At 74.4% G+C, this 21,834-nt stretch carries 17 protein-coding genes; 10 read left to right on the top strand and 7 right to left on the bottom strand.

The annotated features are described in order from the left end of the window. Positions 1 to 47: 47 nt before the first annotated feature. Both AC0693_RS00085 and sodN read right to left on the bottom strand, forming a co-directional pair. Complete coding sequence (locus tag AC0693_RS00085) at positions 48 to 1,010, bottom strand: zinc-binding dehydrogenase (RefSeq protein ID WP_356415195.1); 963 nt, start codon at positions 1,008 to 1,010, stop codon at positions 48 to 50. Between the two features lie 399 nt (positions 1,011 to 1,409). Then, a complete protein-coding gene (sodN, locus tag AC0693_RS00080) occupies positions 1,410 to 1,805 on the bottom strand; it encodes a superoxide dismutase, Ni (protein ID WP_356415198.1) in 396 nt (131 codons plus the stop codon). 152 nt (positions 1,806 to 1,957) lie between these two features. On the opposite strand from sodN, the gene sodX reads away from it, so the two are divergent. Beyond that, the gene (gene sodX / locus AC0693_RS00075) at positions 1,958 to 2,359 is read left to right on the top strand and encodes a nickel-type superoxide dismutase maturation protease (protein ID WP_469319027.1); all 402 of its coding nucleotides are present in this window, start codon (positions 1,958 to 1,960) and stop codon (positions 2,357 to 2,359) included. Here the strand turns inward: sodX and AC0693_RS00070 are convergent. After that, positions 2,263 to 2,892: a CGNR zinc finger domain-containing protein gene (locus tag AC0693_RS00070; RefSeq protein ID WP_356415204.1), complete on the bottom strand. Its 630-nt coding sequence runs from the start codon at positions 2,890 to 2,892 to the stop codon at positions 2,263 to 2,265. The two genes, sodX and AC0693_RS00070, sit on opposite strands and share 97 nt — an antisense overlap. 94 nt (positions 2,893 to 2,986) lie before the next feature. Between AC0693_RS00070 and AC0693_RS00065 the strand changes: the two genes are divergently transcribed. Continuing rightward, positions 2,987 to 3,748, top strand: a complete 762-nt coding sequence (locus tag AC0693_RS00065) for a class I SAM-dependent methyltransferase (protein WP_478800657.1) — start codon at positions 2,987 to 2,989, stop codon at positions 3,746 to 3,748. An 81-nt stretch (positions 3,749 to 3,829) separates the two neighbouring features. Here the strand turns inward: AC0693_RS00065 and AC0693_RS00060 are convergent, their stop codons facing one another. The 3 genes from AC0693_RS00060 to AC0693_RS00050 are packed head-to-tail and all read right to left on the bottom strand — an operon-like array spanning position 3,830 to position 6,518. Then, complete coding sequence (locus AC0693_RS00060) at positions 3,830 to 4,582, bottom strand: amino acid ABC transporter ATP-binding protein (protein WP_330335186.1); 753 nt, start codon at positions 4,580 to 4,582, stop codon at positions 3,830 to 3,832. Positions 4,583 to 4,593: 11 nt separating this feature from the next. Next, the gene (locus AC0693_RS00055) at positions 4,594 to 5,535 is read right to left on the bottom strand and encodes an amino acid ABC transporter permease (protein WP_468471984.1); all 942 of its coding nucleotides are present in this window, start codon (positions 5,533 to 5,535) and stop codon (positions 4,594 to 4,596) included. Between the two features lie 29 nt (positions 5,536 to 5,564). Then, positions 5,565 to 6,518: an ABC transporter substrate-binding protein gene (locus tag AC0693_RS00050; RefSeq protein WP_356415210.1), complete on the bottom strand. Its 954-nt coding sequence runs from the start codon at positions 6,516 to 6,518 to the stop codon at positions 5,565 to 5,567. A 523-nt stretch (positions 6,519 to 7,041) separates the two neighbouring features. Here AC0693_RS00050 and AC0693_RS00045 point away from each other — a divergent pair. Further along, positions 7,042 to 8,244, top strand: a complete 1,203-nt coding sequence (locus tag AC0693_RS00045; RefSeq protein WP_478800656.1) for an NAD(P)-dependent malic enzyme — start codon at positions 7,042 to 7,044, stop codon at positions 8,242 to 8,244. 103 nt (positions 8,245 to 8,347) lie between these two features. On the opposite strand, the gene AC0693_RS00040 is transcribed toward AC0693_RS00045, so the two are convergent. Then, entirely contained in the window at positions 8,348 to 8,533 is a 186-nt protein-coding gene (locus AC0693_RS00040) for a DUF6104 family protein (RefSeq protein WP_356415216.1), read from the bottom strand. A gap of 93 nt (positions 8,534 to 8,626) precedes the next feature. Here AC0693_RS00040 and AC0693_RS00035 point away from each other — a divergent pair, with 93 nt between their 5' ends. The 7 genes from AC0693_RS00035 to fxsT all read left to right on the top strand — a co-directional run bounded on the left by AC0693_RS00035 (position 8,627) and on the right by fxsT (position 21,720). Continuing rightward, on the top strand, positions 8,627 to 10,783 hold the full coding sequence (locus AC0693_RS00035; protein WP_356415219.1) for a VMAP-C domain-containing protein: 2,157 nt from the start codon (positions 8,627 to 8,629) through the stop codon (positions 10,781 to 10,783). A gap of 105 nt (positions 10,784 to 10,888) precedes the next feature. Then, the gene (locus AC0693_RS00030; protein ID WP_356415222.1) at positions 10,889 to 11,899 is read left to right on the top strand and encodes an AAA family ATPase; all 1,011 of its coding nucleotides are present in this window, start codon (positions 10,889 to 10,891) and stop codon (positions 11,897 to 11,899) included. A 7-nt stretch (positions 11,900 to 11,906) separates the two neighbouring features. After that, a complete protein-coding gene (locus AC0693_RS00025; RefSeq protein WP_478800655.1) occupies positions 11,907 to 15,530 on the top strand; it encodes an SAV_2336 N-terminal domain-related protein in 3,624 nt (1,207 codons plus the stop codon). 103 nt (positions 15,531 to 15,633) lie between these two features. Continuing rightward, positions 15,634 to 15,822: an FxSxx-COOH cyclophane-containing RiPP peptide gene (gene fxsA, locus AC0693_RS00020; protein WP_356415228.1), complete on the top strand. Its 189-nt coding sequence runs from the start codon at positions 15,634 to 15,636 to the stop codon at positions 15,820 to 15,822. A 131-nt stretch (positions 15,823 to 15,953) separates the two neighbouring features. Then, entirely contained in the window at positions 15,954 to 17,333 is a 1,380-nt protein-coding gene (locus AC0693_RS00015) for an FxsB family cyclophane-forming radical SAM/SPASM peptide maturase (RefSeq protein WP_478800654.1), read from the top strand. Continuing rightward, positions 17,330 to 18,646, top strand: coding sequence for an HEXXH motif domain-containing protein (locus tag AC0693_RS00010; RefSeq protein ID WP_469319019.1), 1,317 nt, complete (start codon positions 17,330 to 17,332; stop codon positions 18,644 to 18,646). Before AC0693_RS00015 ends, AC0693_RS00010 begins: the two co-directional genes overlap by 4 nt. A 74-nt stretch (positions 18,647 to 18,720) precedes the next feature. Beyond that, positions 18,721 to 21,720 carry an FxSxx-COOH system tetratricopeptide repeat protein gene (gene fxsT / locus AC0693_RS00005; protein WP_478800653.1) on the top strand — a complete coding sequence of 1,000 codons (3,000 nt, stop codon included), beginning with the start codon at positions 18,721 to 18,723 and terminating at the stop codon, positions 21,718 to 21,720. Positions 21,721 to 21,834: the final 114 nt, after the last annotated feature.

Below are 21,834 nucleotides of genomic sequence, written 5' to 3'. Positions count from 1 at the left end.
AGCGGCGCGCGGGCCCGGGTCGCCGGGCGGCAGGAGGGGGCGGACGGTCAGACGGTCAGCACCACCTTGCCGAACAGGTCGCCCGACTCCAGCTTGGCGAACCCCTCGCGCGCCCGGTCCAGCGGCAGTACCTCGTCGATGACCGGCCGCACCCCCGTCGCCGCGCAGAACGACAGCAGGTCCTCCAGCTCGTCCTTCGATCCCATCGTCGAGCCGACGACCTTCAGCTCCAGGAAGAAGATCCGGGTCAGTTCCGCGTGCGCGGGCCGGTCGCCGCTGGTCGCGCCGGAGATCACCAGCGTGCCGCCCGGGCGCAGGGACTTCACCGAGTGCGACCAGGTCGCCGCGCCCACCGTCTCGATCACGGCGTCCACGCGCCGGGGCAGCCGGGCCCCGGGCTCGTACGCCTCCTCCGCGCCCAGCTCCACCGCGCGCTCGCGCTTGGCGGCGTCCCGGCTCGTCGCGTACACCCGCAGTCCGGCGGCCTTGCCGAGGACGATCGCGGCGGTCGCGACCCCGCCGCCCGCGCCCTGCACCAGCACCGAGTCCCCGGGCCGCACACCGGCGTTGGTGAACAGCATGCGGTAGGCGGTCAGCCAGGCCGTCGGCAGGCAGGCGGCCTCCTCGAAGGACAGCTCCGCCGGCTTGCGCAGGACGTTCCAGGCCGGGACGCTCACCTGCTCGGCGAAGGTGCCCTGGTAGCGCTCGGTCAGGATCGAGCGCGGCTCGTCCGGCCCCACCCCGTGGCCGCTCTGGCCGATCACGGAGTGCAGGACGACCTCGTTGCCGTCCTGGTCGATCCCGGCCGCGTCGCAGCCGAGGATCATCGGGAGTTTCTCCTCGCCGAGGCCCACCCCGCGCAGCGACCACAGGTCGTGGTGGTTGAGGGAGGCGGCCTTGACGTTCACGGTCACCCAGCCGGGACGGGCCTCGGGCGCCGGGCGCTCGCCCAGTTCGAGGCCGCTCAGCGGCTGGTCACGGTCGATTCGGGCGGCGTAGGCAGCGAACATGCGGCCAGACGCTACCGCCCGGTAGGGCGCCGCCGCCAGGGTTCCCGGTCCTCCGGCGCTGTCATTCGGATCACGTCGGCGGCGGCCGGGGATCCGCTCGGCGGACGGGTGGGGTGCCCCCGGCGGGCGGCTGCGGAAACCCTTGACCGGAACCTTTGTTCGCGCCTCAACTACCCGTGTGAGCAGCCACCTTGGGTGGTTGCCCGAGCGAACCGGAACGTCGGGAGCAAGCCATGGGGCAGGGTACGATTCTGGCCAGGCGCCACCAGTGGGCGCCGCCGCCGGGCAGCCCTCCCGGCACGGGGGCCGGGAGGGACGTACGCAGAGGGGCCCGGCCGCATGACGCGGCCGGGCCCCTCTGCGCGTGGACCGGAAGGGTCCGCGTGATCACCTGGGTGATCAGGCGGCCTTGGTCTCCCAGAAGATGCGGTCGATCTCGGCGATCAGGTCCAGGGCCTTCTGGCCCGTCGCCGGGTCGTTGGACGCCTTGGCGGCCGAGAGGGCCTTCAGGGTGTCGTTGACCAGGCCGTGCAGCTGCGGGTACTTCTCGAAGTGCGGCGGCTTGAAGTAGTCGCTCCAGAGCACCGACACGTGGTGCTTCGCGAGCTCGGCGCGCTGCTCCTTGATGGTGATGGCGCGCGCGCGGAAGTCCGCGTCGTCGTTGGCCTGGTACTTCTCCTGCACGGCCTTGACGGACTCGGCCTCGATGCGGGCCTGGGCGGGGTCGTAGACGCCGCACGGCAGGTCGCAGTGCGCGCTGACCTTGACCTTGGGAGCGAAGAAGCGGGAAAGCATGGGGGTGGGTCCTCCTCGTGATCGTCTTCTCAAGGGCGAGATTACTCCGTGAGAAAGCGGATTTCGCGGGCGGCCCCATGGGCTTGGGACAAAAGTCCAGCGTCAGGATGGAGCCGATGAGCGAACGTACGGACGGAAGCGGAAGGTGTCACATGCACGTGCCGATCGGGATCGTAGAGGTGTACGGGCCCTCGATGGCCCCCACCCTGGCCTCGGGGGACCGCCTGCTCGTCCACTACGGGGCCCGTGTGCGCCCCGGTGACGTCGTGGTGCTGCGCCATCCGCTCCAGCAGGACCTGCTGGTCGTCAAGCGCGCCGCCGGCCGCCGCGCGGGCGGCTGGTGGGTGCTCGGTGACAACGGGTTCAACGAGGGCGGGGACAGCGAGGACTACGGCGCCGTGCCCGACGAACTGGTGCTGGGCGTCGCCCGGCTGCGCCTGCGGCCGCCCGCGCCCGGTCAGACCTCGCTGACGGCCCGGGCGTCCTGGCTGGCGGGCGCGGTGCGCCCGCTCTTCGCGGACCCCTCCGCCTCCTCGCGCTTGCGCGCCCGGTAGGCGGCCACGTTGGCGCGGGTGGCGCAGCGGTCCGAGCAGTAGCGCCGGGACCGGTTGGTGGAGGTGTCGAGGTAGGCGTTGCGGCACGGCGGCGCCTGGCACAGGCCCAGCCGGTCGGCGCCGTACTCCGTCAGGTGGAAGGCCAGGCCCATGGAGGCGATCGCCGCGTAGCCGGCGGACGCGTTGGAGGGGTGGTCGGCGAGGTGCATGTGCCAGTTCGGCGCGCCGTCCGTGCCGAGCGTCTCGTGCCCGGAGATCTGCGGGCTGACCGGGAACTCCATCAGCAGCGAGTTCAGCAGGTCCACCGCCAGGACGTGGTCCCCGGTGTCGGCCGCCTCGAAGACCGAGCGCAGCCGGCCGCGGACGTTGCGGAAGCGGGTGACGTCCGCGTCGGTGACCCGGCGGGCGGCCTGCGTGCTGGCACCGAAGAGCGCCCGCGCCGCGTCCACGGAGGTCAGCGCGTCCGTGTTGCGGGCCGGCTCCTCGGTGTTGACCAGGCGCACGGCGTAGTCCGAGTAATGGGCCAGTTCCACTTGTAGTCCTTACGGCTGCGGATTAGGGTGCGGGAGTGCCGTTCGGGTAACGGCTGCTGCACCTTCGAGGGTATTACGGATGGAGGAGTTCGGGATGACGGACGCGGTGACCGGAACGGACTGGCAGGCCTGGCAGGACAGCTGGGACCGCCAGCAGGAGTGGTACCTCCCGGACCGCGAGGAACGCTTCCGGGTGATGCTGGACATGGTCGAGGCGGTCGTCGGCACGGCGCCCCGGGTGCTGGATCTGGCGTGCGGTACGGGAAGTATCACGGACCGCGTCCTCAAACGGTTCCCGGACGCCACCAGTACCGGTGTCGACCTCGACCCCGCGCTGCTGACCATCGCGCGCGGCCACTTCGCGGGCGACGAACGGGTCGCCTTCGTCACCGCCGACCTCAAGGACCCCGACTGGACCGCCCGGCTCCCGCACGAGGGCTACGACGCGGTCCTGACCGCCACCGCCCTGCACTGGCTGTTCAGCCCGCAGCTCGCCGTGCTCTACGGGCAGCTGGCGCCCCTGGTGCGCACCGGCGGCGTCTTCATGAACGCCGACCACATGCCCGACCCGGCGACCCCGCTCCTGAACGCCGCCGAGCACGCTCATCGGCACGCGGCCATGGACCGGGCCCGCGGCGAGGGCGTGCTCGACTGGGCCGAGTGGTGGGCCGTGGCGGCCGCCGACCCGGTGCTCGCCGAGCCCACGAAGAAGCGCTACGAGATCTACGGCGAGCACGCCGACGGGGACGCCCCGGACGAGGCGTGGCACGTGCGCACCCTGCTCGCGGCGGGCTTCCGCGAGGCCCGTACGGTCTGGCGCTCCCCCTCGGACGCCCTGGTCCTCGGCCTCAAGTAGGACGTGCCCGGACATGCGCGGAGGGGCGGTACGGGATCCCCGTACTGCCCCTCCGCGTGCAAGCCGCGCACCGTGCGCCGGTTACAGCACCTTGGACAGGAACGCCTTCGTCCGGTCGTGCTGCGGGTTGCCCAGGACGTCGCGCGGGTTGCCCGCCTCGACGACCACACCGCCGTCCATGAACACCAGGCTGTCGCCGACCTCGCGGGCGAAGCCCATCTCGTGCGTGACCACGATCATGGTCATGCCCGATTCGGCCAGGTCCCGCATGACGTCGAGGACGTCGCCGACGAGCTCCGGGTCGAGCGCCGAGGTGGGCTCGTCGAAGAGCATCAGCTTCGGCTCCATGGCCAGCGCGCGGGCGATCGCCACGCGCTGCTGCTGGCCGCCGGAGAGCTGCGAGGGGTAGTTCCCGCCCTTGTCGCCCAGGCCGACCCGGTCGAGCAGCTTGACGGCGCGCGCCCGCGCGACCGCCTTGCTCTCGCCCTTGACCATGACCGGGGCCTCCATGACGTTCTCTATGGCCGTCATGTGCGGGAACAGGTTGAACCGCTGGAAGACCATGCCGATGTCCCGGCGCTGGGCCGCGACCTCGCTGTCCTTCAGCTCGTAGAGCTTGTCGCCCTTCTGGCGGTACCCGACCAGCTGGCCGTCCACGTAGAGCCGGCCGGCGTTGACCTGCTCCAGGTGGTTGATGCACCGCAGGAACGTGGACTTGCCGGAGCCGGACGGGCCGACCAGGCAGAACACCTCCCGCGGCGCGACCTCCAGGTCGATGCCCCGCAGGATGTGGGCGGCGCCGTAGGACTTGTGCACGGCCTCGGCTTTGACCATCGGCTGGGCGGTCACTTCGCCACCTCCGTACGGCGGAACATGTTCAGGTTGGAACGCAGCCGCTGGAACGGCGTCGGCGGCAGGCTGCGCAGCGAGCCGCGCGCGAAACGGCGCTCCAGGTAGTACTGGCCGACGCTGAACACGCTGGTCAGGGCGAGGTACCAGATCGACGCGACGATGAACATCTCCATCACCGCGAAGGAGGTGGCGGCGATGTCCTGCGCCGCCCGCAGCAGGTCGGCGTACTGCACGGCGACGACCAGCGACGAGGTCTTGAGCATGTTGATGAACTCGTTGCCCGTCGGCGGCACGATCACGCGCATCGCCTGCGGCAGCACGACCCGGCGCATGGTCTGCGTACGGGTCATGCCCAGCGCGTGCGAGGCCTCCGACTGACCCTCGTCGACCGACTGGATGCCGGCCCGGACGATCTCCGCCATGTACGCGCCCTCGTTGAGGCCGAGACCCAGCAGGGCGGCCAGGAAGGGGGTCATGACCTGGGTCATCTCGTCCTTGTAGAACCCCAGGTTCAGGACCGGGAAGATCAGGGCGAGGTTGAACCAGATGAGCAGCTGGACGTAGACCGGGGTGCCGCGGAAGAACCAGATGTAGAACCAGGAGATGGTGCTGGTCACCGGGTTCTTCGACAGCCGCATCACCGCGAAGGCGACGCCCAGGACCAGGCCGAGGAGCATGGCCGCGACGCTGATCAGGACCGTGTGCCACAGGCCGCTGAGGATGCTCGCGTCGAACAGCTTCTCGGGGACGGTCTGCCAGCGCACGTTCCCCTGGGAGAACGCGTAGATGATCGCGCCGAAGAGGACGAGGGCGATGACACCGCTGACCCAGCGTCCGTAATGCCGGACGGGGATGGCGCGGATCATCTCGGGAGGGACGGACCCGGCCGGCGGGGTGTCCGCCGGTCCGGGAACCTTTTCGAGCTTGTCAGTCACAGTGACTGCCCTTCAGTGCTGCGTGGGGGTCACTGACCTGCGTTGACCTGGGCCTTGGTGACGGCGCCGGAGGCCGCGTTCCACTTGTCCAGGGCGGCCTTGTAGCTGCCGTCCTTGATCGTCGCGTCGATGGCCGCGGACAGGGCGTCGCGCAGCTCGGTGTTCTTCTTGTCGATGGCGATGCCGAAGAGGCCGGCGTCACCGGGGTTGGCGACGGCCTCGAAGTCGTTGCCGCCGCCCGCGGTCTGCGCGATGTACGCGGCGACCGGGGAGTCGTTCAGGTCGGCGACGGCGCCGCCGGCCTTCACACGGGTCTGCGCCTCGGCGTCGGTGTCGAAGGCCTCGATGGCGATCTTCGCCTTGCCGTCCTTCTCGCACTTGGCGCTCTGGTCCTTGGCGGACTGCTCGTACGTGGTGCCGCGCTGGACGGCGAGCTTCTTGCCGCACAGGTCGTCGAGGGTCTTGATGCCCTCGGGGTTGCCCTTCTTGACCAGGATGCCGGTCGAGGCGGTGAAGTAGTCGACGAAGTCGACGCCGTTACCGGTCTTCTGGCCCTTGTCGTCGAGGCCCTCCTGACGGGCCTTGGTGTCGCTCATGGAGGACATGACCACGTCGGTGCGGCCCGTGGGCAGGCCGCCCAGCAGGGTGGCGAAGGTGCCCGAGGTGAACTCGAACCGCACACCGAGCTGCTTGCCGAGGGCGGCGGCGATGTCGGGGTCGACACCGACGATCTTCTCGCCCTGCTTGAACTCCATCGGCGCGTAGGTGGCGTCCGTGCCCACCTTGATCACGCCGGCGTCCTGGATCTTCTTCGGGAGCTTGGAGAACAGCGGGGCGCTGCTCGTCTTGCCGCCCGTGTCCGAGCCCTTGTCCGTCTGGTCGCCACACCCGGTGAGGATCAGGGCGCCGGCGACCGCGATCGCGCCGACCGCGGCGATCCGGGACCGGGCGGCAGTCGTACGGCGGGTGGTGCTTGCGGTCATGAGCTGGTTCCTCCGACAGGGGTGGAAAGCATCCGTGGCGGTCCGGCACGCACCTTCGAGTGTCGCGACCTTGTGTGATGACGGCATCTTGCCATTCGGACTGACGCATTCAGGCAGCTCATCAGGTCAAAATCCCATAACGGGCGACCCCGGGAACCCCACATCGCTGCGGGCAAGGGCTGTTGCGGCGGGAGTATGCGCCGTCCGGGGGCGTCTTTACCGGAGTTTTTGCGGCCCGTCTCGGGTACTGGACACAGACTCTTGGACTTTTCGCCGAAACCGGGACAAGAGGCTTATGGTCGAGCGGGATTCGACTCGTCTGGGTGAGCGTTCTTCGGGTAGAACAGATCCTTACACCCCTCATCCGGGGCTCAGGGCGCGCGTGCGGCGCGCCCGCGCGTACGAACCTCCCCCTTCGCGGAGACGGGCCAACCGTCGATGCGGAGTACGGACGCGGTGCCCGCCCACCCCTTAACCAGGAGTGGTCACCCTCAACGATTCAAAGACTTAAGGGGTCAAGAAAGTGGCAGCGGAGATCGTCAATCCTCGCAGCGACAGCGTTACGGACAACAACCCGGATGCGGTGTTCGCGCTCCACCGGGGCGGAAAGATGGCCATCGTGGCCACCGTTCCCGTCCGGGACAAGGACGACCTGTCCCTCGCATACACGCCCGGCGTGGCCAAGGTGTGCACCGCCATCGCCGAGCAGCCCGACCTGGTGAACGAGTACACCTGGAAGTCCAACGTGGTCGCCGTCGTCACCGACGGCACGGCGGTGCTCGGACTCGGTGACATCGGTCCGGAAGCCTCCCTCCCCGTGATGGAGGGCAAGGCGATCCTCTTCAAGCAGTTCGGCGGTGTCGACGCGGTTCCGATCGCGCTCGCCACCAAGGACACGGACGAGATCATCGACACCATCGTCCGGCTCGCCCCGTCCTTCGGCGGGGTGAACCTGGAGGACATCTCGGCGCCCCGCTGCTTCGAGATCGAGCGCCGCCTCCAGGAGCGCGTGGACATCCCGGTCTTCCACGACGACCAGCACGGCACCGCCATCGTGACGCTGGCCGCCCTGCGCAACTCCGCCAAGCTCACCGGGCGCACCCTCGCGGACCTGCGCGCGGTGATCTCGGGCTCGGGCGCGGCGGGCATCGCCATCGCCAAGATCCTGGTCGACGCGGGCATCGGCGACGTCTGCGTCACCGACCGCAAGGGCGTCGTCTCCGCCGACCGTTCCGACCTCACGGACGTCAAGGCGGAGATCGCGGGCCTCACCAACAAGACCGGCCGGACCGGCTCCCTGGAGTCCGCCCTCGTCGGCGCCGACGTCTTCATCGGCGTCTCCGGCGGTACGGTCCCCGAGGCCGCGGTGGCGACGATGGCGAAGGACTGCTTCGTCTTCGCCATGGCCAACCCGAACCCGGAGGTCCACCCCGACGTCGCGCACAAGTACGCGGCGGTCGTGGCCACGGGCCGCTCGGACTTCCCGAACCAGATCAACAACGTGCTGGCCTTCCCCGGCATCTTCGCGGGCGCCCTCAAGGTCCGGGCCTCCCGGATCACCGAGAACATGAAGATCGCCGCCGCCGACGCCATCGCCGGTGTCGTCGGTGACGAGCTGGCCGCGGAGTACGTGATCCCCTCGCCGTTCGACGAGCGCGTCGCGGAGGCCGTCACCGCGGCCGTCGCCGCCGCCGCCCGCGCGGACGGCGTGGCGCGCCTCGCCTGACCGCGGAGCGCATCGCGCAGGAAACGCAGTACGCCGAAGGCCCCGCCGGATCGTTCCGGCGGGGCCTTCGGCGTACTGGGGGGACCTGCGGCGGGGTCGGGGACTACTCGTCGTCCTCGTCCTCGTCGTCGAGCCGGGCCAGCCAGGTGGCCAGCCGCTCGACCGGGACCTCGAAGTCCGGGTTGAGGTCCACGAAGGTGCGGAGCTGCTCGGCGAGCCACTCGAAGGTGACCTCCTCGGCGCCGCGCCGCTTCTCCAGCTCCTCGATGCCGCGATCGGTGAAGTACAAGACAGGCTCCGTGCGTGAGGGGGGCGTTTCCCGGCCAGGATAATCCGCACCGGCCGGACACCTCCCGCGGGGCGACGGCCGGGGATAACCTGGATGACCTCAACACGCTCGGCGGACGCGGTCGTCGGCCGCCGGCGGGTGCTGATTCACCGGGACCGGGGGCGGGGGATGGCGGACGGGCGCACGGACGGCTCCGCGCGCGCCTTCGAGCTTCTGGAACCCCTCGTCCAGGCCGCGACCGTACGCGTCCACGCCCCGCCGAACGGGTATGAGGACCCTGGGACCGGTGCCACCTGGGGGAGCGGTTTCTTCATCGCTCCGGGCTGGGTCCTGACGTGCGCGCACGTGGTGGGCGAAGGGGGCGGCGGGATGCGGCTGACGGGGCGGGAGGTCGGCATCACCTTTTCCTCCGGCGGGGCCGGCGCCACCGGAACCGTCGCCGGGCGCGTGGAATGCGTCCTGCCCGAGCGCCTGGAGCAGCGGCGCCCGGCCGGGCCGGGCTTCTGGGAGCTGCCGGACCTGGCGCTCGTCCGGGTCCTGGCCCCCGTCTCGCACGCCTGCGTGTGGCTCACCGACCGGGCCCGCCCCCGCTTCGACGAGGTCGCCTACTTCGGCTGCACCGAGGACCTCGGCGCCCCCGAGATCACCGGCCGCACCACCCGGCTGCGCGGCACCGCGGGCCACGGCGCCGCCGTCCGGCTCGGCGCCGAGGACGACATCGAGCACGGCATGTCGGGGGGCCCCGTCGTGGACCTGGCCCGCGGCGAGGTCGTCGGCGTGCTCAAGGCCCGCGCCCGCGGCGGCGGCGGGCTCGCCGTCTCCGTCGTCCAGTTACGCACCCTGCCGATGTCGGCGAAGAGCCGGATCGGGCTCTACCGCCGGGTCATGCAGGCCCACGACCTGCACCACTACGACCAGCACCTGAGCGACGTCGACAACCGCCGCACCTGGACCGACGCGCACGACGAACTCCCGCGCCCCGAGCCAGACCCCTTCGGCGGCCGCCGGCGACTGACCCCCGGCGAGCGGACCACCCTGTGCGGGCTGCTGGCCGAGCTGCCGCCGCCCGGCTCCTGCGAGGCCGTACGGCTGCTGGTCGAGGCGGCCCGCGGCGAGGAACCCGATCCCGGCCCGCTGGCGCCGCTCAGCTGGCGCGACGGGCTCGGCCTGCTCTACGACCCGCCCGGCGGGATCAGCGAGGCCGCCGCCATGCTCCGCTACGCCACCGACGTCAGCGTCGCCGAACACCGCGAGCCGCCCGCCCCCGGCGCCGACGAGGAGCTCTGGGACTGGGTGCGCGCCACCGCCGAGCGGCTGTGGCGGCCCCTGCGCCGGGAACTGGGCGAGCGGCACGAGCGGGGCCTGGCCGCGCGCGAGGCCGACCGGGAACGGCGCCGCCTGGCCGCCGCCGGTCAGGCCGTCCGGCCCGGGCCCGCCCGCGCCGCCGACGTCCTGCCGGCCGGGCCCTCGGTCCTGCTGGAGGTGTGGGCGCACTCCTGGGAGGCCGTCTACGACTGGCGGGTCTCCGTCCTCCTCGGCCCCGAGCACCTCACCCCGGTCGACGCGGGGGAGCGGGCCCTCCTCGGGGCACTGCCGGAGGTCCTGCGCGCCCCGCTCGCCGAGGCCTTCCGGCGCTGCGACACGCACGAGGGGGCCGCGCTGCTGGAGGCCGCCGTCGCCCCGGAACTCTTCACCCTGCCGGTCGACGCGTGGGTGGTGACGGGCACGGCCCCGCTGGGCACCCAGCGGCCCGTGGTCTTCCGCCACCCCCCGGACGACGGGCCGCCCGACGCGCAGGCCCGCCACCGCAGGGCCGACCGCTGGGCGCGGGTCCTGGCCGGGCCCCTGATCGACGAACGGGCCGACTGCGACCGGGGGCGGGGGCGCACGCCGACGTACGCCTGGTTCGACGCGCAGCCCGACAACACCGTCCCGGTGCACTGCCGGCCCGCGGACACCGAGCCCACGCTCGGCTCGCTGCACGCCGCCCACCGCGCCGGGTACGGGGTGGTGCTGTGCCGGCGGCCCCCGCCGGACCCGGCGCTGCCGTGCGCGCCCTTCCACCGCGCGCTGCGCGAGGAGTTCGCCGACGCGGGGCACGGCGGGGCGCTGGCGCTGCGGCTCCAGTCCCTGCGGGGGCGGGCGCACGGCCGGGACCCCGACGCGTACTGGGCCGCCGGGCTGGGACTGGTCTGGGACGACCCCGGCCGGCCGCTGCCCGACGACGAGCCGTTGCAGGGGGACCTGTGAGCGGGGCGGCCCCCGGGGCCGGGGCGGCCGCGCGGGCGGGCCGGGAGCCGGGGCCCGGGGCCGGGCCGGACGGCGGGAACACGGGAGCGGGGAGCGGGAGCGACCATGACTGACGAGTGGCTCATCTACCGGGGGGTCGGCGAGCCCCACGACGGGATCGACGCGCTGCCCGACCCGCCGCCCTGGCGGGACTTCGACGGCGGACCCGTCATCGAACCGGGCGAGGCCGCGGCCGCGGCCGACAGCGCGGCCACCCGGCGGCTCGGCGCCCACCGGCACGCCGCCGCGCTGCACCGGCCCGAACCGGAGGAACTCGAAGCGATCAACGCCGCGCTCTACCTGCGGCGCCCGCTGCTCGTCACCGGATATCCCGGAACCGGCAAGTCCACGCTCGCCCACGCCGTCGCCCACGAGCTGAAGCTCGGCCGCGTCCTGCGCTGGCCCGTGGTCTCGCGGACCGTGCTCCAGGAGGGCCTCTACCGCTACGACGCCATCGCCCGGCTGCAGGACGTGCAGATCGCCGCCGGGGGCGGGGCGGGCGGCGCGGCGCCGGGGATCGGCACGTACATCCGGCTCGGTCCGCTCGGGACCGCGCTGCTGCCCACCGACCGGCCGCGGGTCCTGCTCATCGACGAGCTCGACAAGAGCGACATCGACCTGCCCAACGACCTGCTGAACGTCCTGGAGGAGGGCGAGTTCGCGCTGCCCGAGCTGGAGCGGGTCGCCGACCGCGAACCCGAGGTGCGGGTCCTGACCGACGACGGCGCGAAGGTGAGCGTCCGGGACGGCCGGATCCGCTGCCGGGCCTTCCCCTTCATCATCCTGACCAGCAACGGCGAGCGGGACTTCCCCGCCGCCCTGCTGCGCCGCTGCATCCAGCTCAAGCTGGGCCAGCCCGGGGAGAAGCGGCTCGCCACCATGGTCAGGGCCCACCTGGGCGAGGAGGCGGCCGCGCTCGGCGCCGACCTGATCCGGGAGTTCCTCAGCCGTTCGCAGAGCGAACTCGTCGCCGCCGACCAGCTCCTGAACGCCATCTACCTCACCCACTACGCGGCGCCCCCCACCCGGGAGGACCTCGCCGACCTGCTCATCCAGCGGCTCGACCGTTCGAGGTGAGGGGCCAGTGACCGCCGCCGCCCCCGGTCCCCCCGGCCCGCCCGGTCCCCCCGGCCCGCCCGGTCCGGCGCGGCCCGGCATCCGCGAGCTGGCCGCCCTGCTGCGCGCCGCCGGACTCGACCCCTCCGCCGAGGAGGTGGCCGACGCGCTCTGGCTGGCCGGCAGGACCCGGGCCGCGAACCGGGCCGCGGCCCGCGCGCGGGACGGCGGGGCCGGGGCGGACGCGGTGGACGAGGACGGCGACCGCGCGGCCGAGCAGCCGGGCGGACCGGGCGCCGGGCCCGCGGACACCGGCGCGGGGGAGCCCGCGCGGCGGCCGGACCCGGAGCCGCTGTCCGCGCCGCCGGCCGAGGAGGATCCCGTCGACCTGTACGTGCCCGGGCGCCCGGGGCCGAACGGCCCCGGCGGCCGGGGAACCGGACCGGAAGCGGAACCGGACCCGGCGGTCGGCAACGGCATCCCGGTCCGGGTGCCGACGGCGGCCGCGCTGCCCCGGATCCTGGACATCCAGCGGGCCCTGCGCGCCCTCCAGCGCCGTCGGCCGCCCGCTCCCCGCGCCCGTACCGTGCTGGACGAAACCGCCACCGCCGAGGCCAGCGCCCGGGCCCTCGGACTGATCATCCCCGTGATGCGGGCCGAGACCCGGCGCGAGAGCACGATGCAGCTCGTCCTGGACGCGTCCCCCTCGATGGCCGTCTGGCAGGACATGTTCGACGAACTCAGGGCGGTGTGCGAGCGGCTCGGGGCCTTCCGCGACGTCCAGGTGCACTCCCTGCACCGGCTGCCCGACGGCACCCCGGCGCTCGGAACCGGAGCGCGACCGGAACCGGGAGCTCCGCTGCGGTCCGGTGACCTCCTGCGCGATCCGACCGGGCGCGGGCTGACCATGGTGGTCTCCGACTGCGCCGGACCGCTGTGGCGCGAGGGCGAGGCGCAACGGCTGCTCCACCGGTGGGCGCTGTGCACCCCCTGCGTGGTCGTCCAGCCGCTGCCGCAGCGGCTGTGGGGGCGCAGCTGGCTCCCCACCGAGCGGGGCACGCTGGCGCGGGGCGACGGCCGTGCACCGGACCTGGAGTTCCGCGCCGACCGGCCGCCGCGGCCGGGGCGGCCGGTCGGGGGGATCGCCGTCCCGGTGCTGCCGCCCAGCGCCCCCGCGCTCGGGGCGTGGGCCCGGCTGGTGGCCGGGCTGGGCAGCGGCGCCGTACCGGCCGAGGTGGGGCGGGTCCTGGCCGATCATCCCGCCGCGCCCCCGCCGCCGCCACGGGCCGTGCGGCCGCCGCGCGAACTGGTCCGCCGCTTCCGCTCCTCCGCCTCGCCGCGCGCCGTGCAGCTCGCCGTGTACCTGTCGGCGACCCCGCTCGCGCTGCCGGTGATGCGGCTGGTGCAGCGCACGATGCTGCCCGACTCCGAGCCCTCCGACCTGGCGGAGGTGCTGCTCAGCGGCCTGCTGCGGCGGGGCGGTCCGGCGCCGGGGCAGTGGTACGAGTTCGTGCCGGGCGTGCAGGACGTGCTGCTCGGGCCGCTGGCGCGGGACGACGCCGCGCTGGTGCTCAAGCACTGCTCGGAGTACGTACTGGCCCACTTCGGGCGGGGCGTGCGCAACTTCCCCGCGCTCGCGGTCTCCCAGCTCACCGGGGCCCCGGCGGTCGGGGCCCCGGCGGGCGCGGAGCCGGAGGCCGACGGGGCCGCCGGGGCCGGGGCCGGGACCGAGGCCGGGGAGGAGCCGGGGCGGATCCCGGGCCCGCGGCTGCCGCAGGCCTTCGCCCAGGTGTCCGCCAAGGTCGTACGGCGCTACCTGCCCGGACCGCCGGACGCGCCGCCCGGAGCCGGGGAACCGCCCCCCGGCGGCCCGGCGCCCGCGCCCGGGCGCGCCTGGGCGGTGCGCACCGCCCGGACCCGCCTCGCCGCCTTCGACCGCGACCGGGACGGCGGCCAGCGCCCCCTGTACGAGGCCGTCGCCGTGCTGCGGCGGGCCGTGACCGTGCCGCCGGGGCCCGCGGACCGGCCGGGCGAGGCCGAGTGCGAACTGGCCGGGGCGCTGCTGCGGCTCTGGGAGGTCCAGCGGGACGCCGAACTGCTCACGGAGGCCGAGCGGACGGCGCGCGCGGTGAGCGCGCTGCCCGGCATGGCACCGGCCCGCGCGCTGCTGGGCCGGGCCCTGTACGAACGGGCCGTCGCCGCCGCGCAGCTCTCCGGGCCGCTCCCGGGACCGGAGGCGGCGGAGCTGCTGACGGCCGCCGAGCGGGAGTTCGCGGCCGTGGAGGCCGAGCCCGGAGCGCCGCGGGCGCTGCGCCTGGACTGCGCGGTCCGGCGGGCCCGGGCCCTGATGCGGCTGTGCGAACTGAACGACGACCCGGCCGCGCTGCGGGAGGCGCTCGCCGCGCTGGAGGTCTTCGACCACCCGGAGCGCACACCGGCCGGCCCGCCGGACGGCGCCCTCCCGCAGGCCCTGGGCCGGGTCCTGCTGGCCCTCGCCGAACGGGAGCCGGACCCGGCCGAGCGGACCGCCTTGGCCGAGCGCGCCGCCGCCTGCCTCGCGACGGCCCTCGCGTCCCTCCTCGGCGAACCGGACCCGCGGCCCGCGGACTCCGCCCCCGGGCCGGCGGAGGCGAGCGCGTCCGGGTCGGAGGCCGGGGTCGAAGATCCGGGGGTTCCGGGACGTGCGGCTGCGGGCCCCGGGCCGTCCGCGCCGGGCGCCGCCGCCGAGCGGGGGTGGGTGCGGGTGGAGCTGGGGCGGGCGCTGCGGTACGTGCCCGCGCGGCTCGACGAGGCGCCCGGGGTGCTGGCCGCGGTGCTGGGGGACGCGGCCGGTGAGCCCGAGCTGCGGCTGGCCGCGCTGGTGTGCCTGGCCCGGGTGCACCGCGCCCGGTACGCCCGGGACGGCGGCTCCGGGGACCCGGCGGACCTCGACGCGGCGGCCGACGCGTACGCCCGGGCCCGCCGGCTGATCCCCCGGGACGGGGAGGCCTACGGGGAACTGCTGCCGGAGTGGGGCGACGTACTCCTGGAGCGGGCCCGTACCGCCGAGGGGCACGGCTTCGTCTCCGCGGCGGTCCGGGTGCTGCGGGACAGCCGGGCGGCCGTGCCGCAGAACGATCCGCGCGCCCCCCACCGGCTGCGGCGGCTCGCCGCGGGCCTGCGGCTGCGCCATTCCTACGAGGGCGACCTGGTCGACCTGCGCGAGGCCGAGTACCTGCTGGAGCTGGTCGTCCGGCACGGCCGCGGCCCCCTGGAGCAGGCGCGGGCCTGGCGCGAGCACGGTGACGTGCAGCAGGAGATCCACGCCCACACGCGGGCCGCCGACCGCCTCGACCGTGCGGCCGACTCCTACCGGCGGGCCTGGCGGGCCGCGATGGAGGCGGACCACGGCGCGGAACGGGAGGACGCCGCCGTCCAGCTGGCCGCCCGGGTCCAGGAGTTGCGCGGCGAGGTGCTGGAGCGCCTCGCGCGGCCGCGCGCCGCGCTGGACGCCTACCGGGCGGCCCTGGAGCTGTGGCAGCGGCTGGAAGGGTCCGGACCGGGGAGCGGGCCGGACGGGCCGGGGGCCGGGTCCGGGGCGGACGGGGCCGGGGCCGCGGACCGGCGTGCGGCGGTGCGCGCGCGGGTGCGCGCGCTGGAGGCGTCCCTCTGACGCGCCCCGGGGCGCCCCTCCCGTGACTGTTTCCCCGTCCCGGGCGGCGGGAAAGGGGAGTGGACCCATCGCACACGCGACGCAACAGGGGGAGCCGAAGCTCATGGTGACAAAGCATCAGGAAGTGGTCGTGCGCCGGTGTCCGGGACGGTTGCCGGACCTCTCCGGGCTCGATCTGGCCGCGCTGCGGCGTATCGACCATCCGGTGCTGGCCGATGTGGTCGAGGGCATGGTGGAGCGCGTCACGCACCCCGCGGAGATACTGAACGCCTTCGACTCCGGGGTCGACTGACCGCCGGCCGTCGGACCCCGTCGCCGGGGTCCGAACCGGCAGGAACCGCCCCTTGGTTGACCACTTTCCGCCGTTAGCCGTACACATCCACCGGGCAGGGATGGACCGTCCGCAGCGGGAGGAACAGTCGAATGAGGCAGACGACCACGCGCCACGCCGTGCTGCCCGCGCACCGCGTCCACGCGCCCTGGCCCTACACCCGGCTCGACGTCCCCGCGCTCCGCGCCGCGGGCCACCATCCCTATCCCGTGCGTCAGTTCGTCCTGAAGACCCGCAGCCGCTGCAACCTCGCCTGCACCTACTGCTACGTCTACGCGATGGCCGACCAGGGCTGGCGCACCCAGCCCGTGGTGATGGCCCCGGCCACCGCCGCCCGCGCCGCCGACCGGATCGCCGAACACGCCGCCGCCCACGCCCTGACCCGGGTAGACCTCGTCCTGCACGGCGGCGAGCCGCTGCTGGCGCCGCCCGCCGACCTCGCCGCGCCCGTCGACGCGGTACGGGCCGCCCTCGCCCGCCGCTCCCCGCGCACCCGGGTCACCGCCACCGTGCAGACCAACGCCACCCTGCTGACCCGGGGCAGGCTGGAGGCGCTGGCCGCCGCCGGGATCCGGGTCGGCGTCAGCCTCGACGGGGGGCTCGCGGAGCACAACGCCCGGCGCGTGGACCACGCCGGGCGCCCCGGCTTCGCCGCCGCCGCGCGCGGGCTGCGCCTGCTGGCCCGGTACCCGGAGAGCTACGCCGGGGTGCTGTGCGTGGTGGACGTGGCCCAGGACCCGGTGGAGACGTACGCCTCGCTGCTCGCCTTCGCGCCGCCCACCATCGGACTGCTGCTGCCCCTGGCCAACTGGGCCGAGCCGCCGCCCGGTTCGGCCCCCGGCACCACCCCGTACGCCGACTGGCTGACCGCCGTCTTCGAACGCTGGTGGCACGACGGTGTGCGCCGGACCCGGATCCGGCTCTTCGAGGAGATCATCGCCCTGCTGCTCGGACTGCCCGCCGCCAACGAATCGCTGGGCCTGGCCCCGGTCACCACAGCCGTCATCGAGACCGACGGCAGCATCGAGCAGGCCGACTCCCTGAAATCCGCCTACGAGGGCGCGGCCGCCACCGGGATGACCCTGGAGCGCCACAGCTTCGACGAACTCCTCGAACACCCCGGGCTGGCCGCCCGCCAGCTCGGCCGGGCCGCCCTCCCCGCGGGCTGCCGCTCCTGCGAACTCGTCGAGGTGTGCGGCGGCGGCCACTACCCGCACCGCTACCGGCCCGGCCGGGGCTTCCGGCACCCCTCCGTGTACTGCGAGGACCTCCAAGTGCTCATCCGGCACATCGCGGCGGCCCTGCACCACGCCGCGACCACGGCCACCGCCGGGGCGGCCCCGCCGGCCGCCCCGGCCGCTGCGGGCCTTGCGGCCGCTCCCGCGGCTACCGCCACCGCCACCGCCACCGCCCCTCCGGCCCCGGTGGCCGCGGCCGGCGCCGCCCGCGCCCCCGGGCGGGCCGCCTCGTGACCCGCCCCGCCGCCCACCCCGCTCCCGGCACCGCGCGCGTGCCCGCCCAGGGCGCCGCGCCCGGCCCCGGACCGCTCCCCGGCTTCTCCGTCACCTCGCCCCTGCTGCGCGCCCTCGCCTCCACCGAACCCGGCGCCGACGCCACCCGGCTGGTCCGCGACGTCCGCCGCTCCAAACGCCTGGTCCTGCTGCGGGGGGTGCTGGACGCCGCCCCCGGCGGAACCGAGGGGGAGACCGGCCAGCACTGGGCCCTGCTGGAAGAGGCCGAGCGCGCCGCCCCCGGCGCGGTGCGCGACGTACTGCACTACCCGGCCACCGGCGTCTGGGCCGAGGAGACCCTGCGGCGCCTGCACGCGCCCGACGGCCCCGCTCCCGACCTCGCGCACCTCGGCGCACTCGCCGCCGCCGCGGCCCTGCGCGCCGGAGTCGACTTCAAGCTCACCCTGCGCCCGCTGCACGGCCGCCTCGCCCTGCCCACCCTCGGCCTGCTGCGCCCCGCCCGCCCCGGGCCCGTCGCCCTCACCGAGCGGTCCTGGGACCCCGCGGACCCCGCCGTCCTGGCCCTGCACAGCCTCCCGGGCGGCCGGACCGCCCTGGACGACCTCGACCCGTACCGGGCGCTGGGCCACCCGGCGTCCGTACGCCCCGCCCGCCGGCTCACCCCCAAGGGCCACAAGCGCTGGGACATCCAGTGGACCGGCGCCCTCACCCTGCTGGAGCGCTACGACTCCACCCGCGCCGGCGAGGTCGGCGACCTCCTGCGGACCCTGGTCCCGCTGGCCGGCGGCGCCCGCTCCACCGGCGCCACGCTGCCCGCCGCCGCCGGATCCGTCCTGGTCCGTGGCCAGACCCCGCCCGCCCTCGCCGCCACCCTGGTGCACGAGGTCCAGCACGGGAAGCTGACCGCCCTCGCCGACGTGCTGACCCTGCACACCGCCGACCGCACCCCCTGCTACTGGGCCCCCTGGCGCGCCGACCCCCGGCCGCTGGAGGGACTCCTGCACGGCGCGTACGCCCACCTGGCCCTGGCCGGCTACTGGCAGCGCGCCGCCCTGTACGGCGCCCGCGGCGCCTGGGCCCGGCACGCCCGCTGCCGGGCCCAGGTGGCCGCCGTGCTGCCCGTACTCCAAGCCGCGGAGCAACTGACGCTCGCCGGACGGGAGTTCATTTCGGGCATGGCCGCAGCGGAGCGGGCGATGGACGACCTGCCGCCGCCCGGCGACCAGCACGCCACCGCCCGCCGGGCCGTCGAGCGCGAACGCCGGGACTGGTGCGGCGCGCACCCCGAACTCGCCGCATTCGCCGCGACCTGACACGGGCTGAGCACCCGTCACCTGCGGTACCTTTTCAACCCCGTCCACCGCCCGGATTCCAGGGAGACGGCCGCATGACCACCGGTAGTCGCCACGACCGCGACACAGCGGCGCAGCCACAGCGCTTCGTCATCAGCTTCGCGGGGTTCAACCGCCCCTGGGCCGTGTGGATCGCCCACCGGCTGGAGGAACACGGCCACCGCGTCGCCCTCCAGCGCTGGGACCCGCAGAACAGCCCCGGACTGGCCGAGGCCCTCGACGACCTCGCCCGCGGCGGCCGGGTCCTGATGGTCCTCAGCGAGCGGTACTTCTCCGCGGGCACCCACACCGACGAGGAGTGGAACGCGGCGCTGCGCACCGTCACCGACGCCCACCCCGACCGGTTCGCCGCCGTCTGCCTGACCGACGCGCCGCTGCCCAGCGCCGTCGCCGCGCTGGAGAAGACCGACCTGTGGGGCCTGGACGCCTACGAGGCCGAGTACCGGGTGCTGCGCAGGCTGGAACTGCCCACCGAGCGGATCGGCGCCGAGACCGGCCGCCGCGGCCCCCGCTTCCCCAACGACCCGCCCGAGATCTGGGGCCGCGTCCCGCGCCGCAACCCCCGCTTCACCGGCCGCAACGACGTCATCGGCAAGCTGCGCGCCGCCCTGACCGAGGCGCCGCCGGGCGCCGCGACCGTCACCCTGCTCGGTCTCTCCGGCGTCGGCAAGACACAGGTCGCCACCGAGTACGCCTACCGCTTCGCCTCCGAGTACGACGTCGTGTGGTGGGTGCCCGCCGAGGACCGGCCCACCCTGCGCGAACGGCTCGCCGACCTCGCGCCCGCCCTCGGCCTGCCGCTCGGCGCGGGCAGTTACGGCGAGCAGATCCGGGCCGTCCTCGAATCGCTGCGCCGCGGGGCGCCGTTCGCCCGCTGGCTGATGATCTTCGACGGCTGCGACAACCCCGACGACCTGACCGACCTGCTGCCCGGCGGCGCGGGCGACGTCATCATCACCTCGCGCAACCGTGAATGGGGCAACCGGCACACGAGCCTGGTCGAAGTCCCGCTCTACGCCCGCCCCGAGTCCATCACCTTCATCCGCCGCCGGGCCCGGCGCCTCACCGGCGACGAGGCCGACCAGCTCGCCGAGGCCCTGGAGGACTACCCGCTCGCCCTCGACCAGACCGCGGGCTGGCTCGCCGACTCGCCGCTGAGCGTGGGCGACTACCTCGCGCTGCTGCGGCGCAGACTGGACTCCCGGGAAGCGGTCGCCGTCTCCGACGACTACCCGCTGCCCTTCCCGACCGCGCTCGCCATACTCCTGAACAACGTCCGGGAGAACTTCCCCGACGCCCTGGCCCTGCTGCGGCTGTTCGTGTTCTTCGCGCCCGGCCCGGTCCCGCTGCGGCTGCTCGGCGAGTTCCCCGCCGACGACGTGCCCGAACAGCTCGCCGGGCTGATCAACGACCAGGTCCGGTGGAACGCGGCCCTGAACAAGCTCGTGCAGTTCTCCGTCGTCCGCCTGGAGTACTCCGACCTGCCCGTCGAGGAGGGCGGCGGCGGGATGGAGACCGTCCAGCTGCACCGGATGGTGCACGGCATCGTCCGCGAGAACCTCTCCGAGGACGAGGCCGAACCGCTCGCCCGCGCCGTCCGCCAGGTGCTGGCCGCGGCCGACCCCGGGCGGCCCTCCGACTCGCGGCTCTGGCCGAGGTACGCCGAGCTGATCCCGCACCTCGAAACCGCCGGCGTGCTCTCCAGCACCAACCCGCGCATCCAGTCCTTCCTGCTGCGCTGCCTGCGCTACCTCATCCTGGCCGGGGAGTACCGCACCTGCCTGAGGCTGTGCGAACAGACCGACCAGGCCTGGCGGGCCATGCTCGGCGAGGACCACGACCGGGTGCGCGAGCTGAGCTACCAGTACGGCGGAGCGCTGCGCAACCTCGGCCTCTTCCGGCGCGCCGAGACCCTCACCAAGGCCGTCGCCGACCGGCTCGTCGCCGAACGCGGCGAGCGCGACCTGGAGACGCTGCGGGCCACCAGCGCCTACGGCGGGGTCCTGCTGTGCATCGCCAAGTTCGAACCGGCCCGAGACCTCTTCGAACACTGCCTGGCCACCTACCGCGAGCTGCTCGGCGAGGACGACTCCACCACGCTCAACGCGCAGAACAACCTCGCCGCCACCTACCGGCTGCTCGGCCGCTACCAGGAGGCGTACGAGCTCGACCTGGACACCCTGCGCCGCCGCGAGCGGGTGCTGCGCCCGCACCACATCTCCACCCTCTCCTCCGGCATCGCCTGCGCCATGGGCCTGCGGCTGATGGGCCGCTACCGGGAGGCCCAGACCCGCCAGGAGCAGGGCGTCAAGCTCAACAACCAGATCCTCGGCGTCAACCACCCGCAGACCCTGCGCGCCGAGCACAACCTCGGCCTGTGCCTGCGGCGTTCCGGGGACATCCCCGGGGCCGGGACCCGGCTGCGGACCGTGTGGGAACGCGCCACCCGGGTCTTCGGCGCGGACTACCCGTGGACGCTGATGGTCGCCTCCGACTACGCCACCTACCTGCGCGAGTACGGGGACATCGAGGAGGCCCGGCGGATCTCCGAGGCGGTGGTCCGCGGCTACCAGTCCCAGCTGGGGCTGGCCCACCCGTACAGCATCGGCACGGTCGGCAACCTCGGGCTGGTGCTGCGGGCGCAGGGGGAGCGGGAGGAGGCCCTGAGCCTGTGCGAACAGGCCCTCGTCGGGATGCGGAACGCGCTCGGGGAGCGGCACCCCTGGACGCTGGGCAGCGCCCTCAACGCGGCGGGCTGCCGCAACATCACCGGGCGGCTCGACGACGCCGTCCGGCTGAGCCGGGACACGCTGCGCGGGGCGGAGCAGGTGCTGGGGCCCGACCACCCCATGGCGCTCAGCGCGCAGATCGCGCTGGCGGCCGATCTGCGGGCGCTCCAGCAGACCGACGAGTCGCGCAAGACGGAGGACGAGGCGCTGAAGGCGTTGACGCGGACGCTGGGCACGCAGCACGTCCACACGGTCTCGGCCCGCCAACGAGTCCGCCCGTACTGGGACTTCGAACCCCAACCGTAGCCCGCGGCCGGGACCTTTCAGCCTCGCCGGCGTTTGAGGCGCGGGGTCTGGGGCGGAGCCCCAGGAGCCCCGCAGGGGACAACGGCCCTGGCGGGCCGCCCCGGGCTCCGCCCG

The organism is Streptomyces sp. NPDC043876 (genome assembly GCF_056435825.1).
This window is presented reverse-complemented; position numbering and strand designations above follow the sequence as displayed.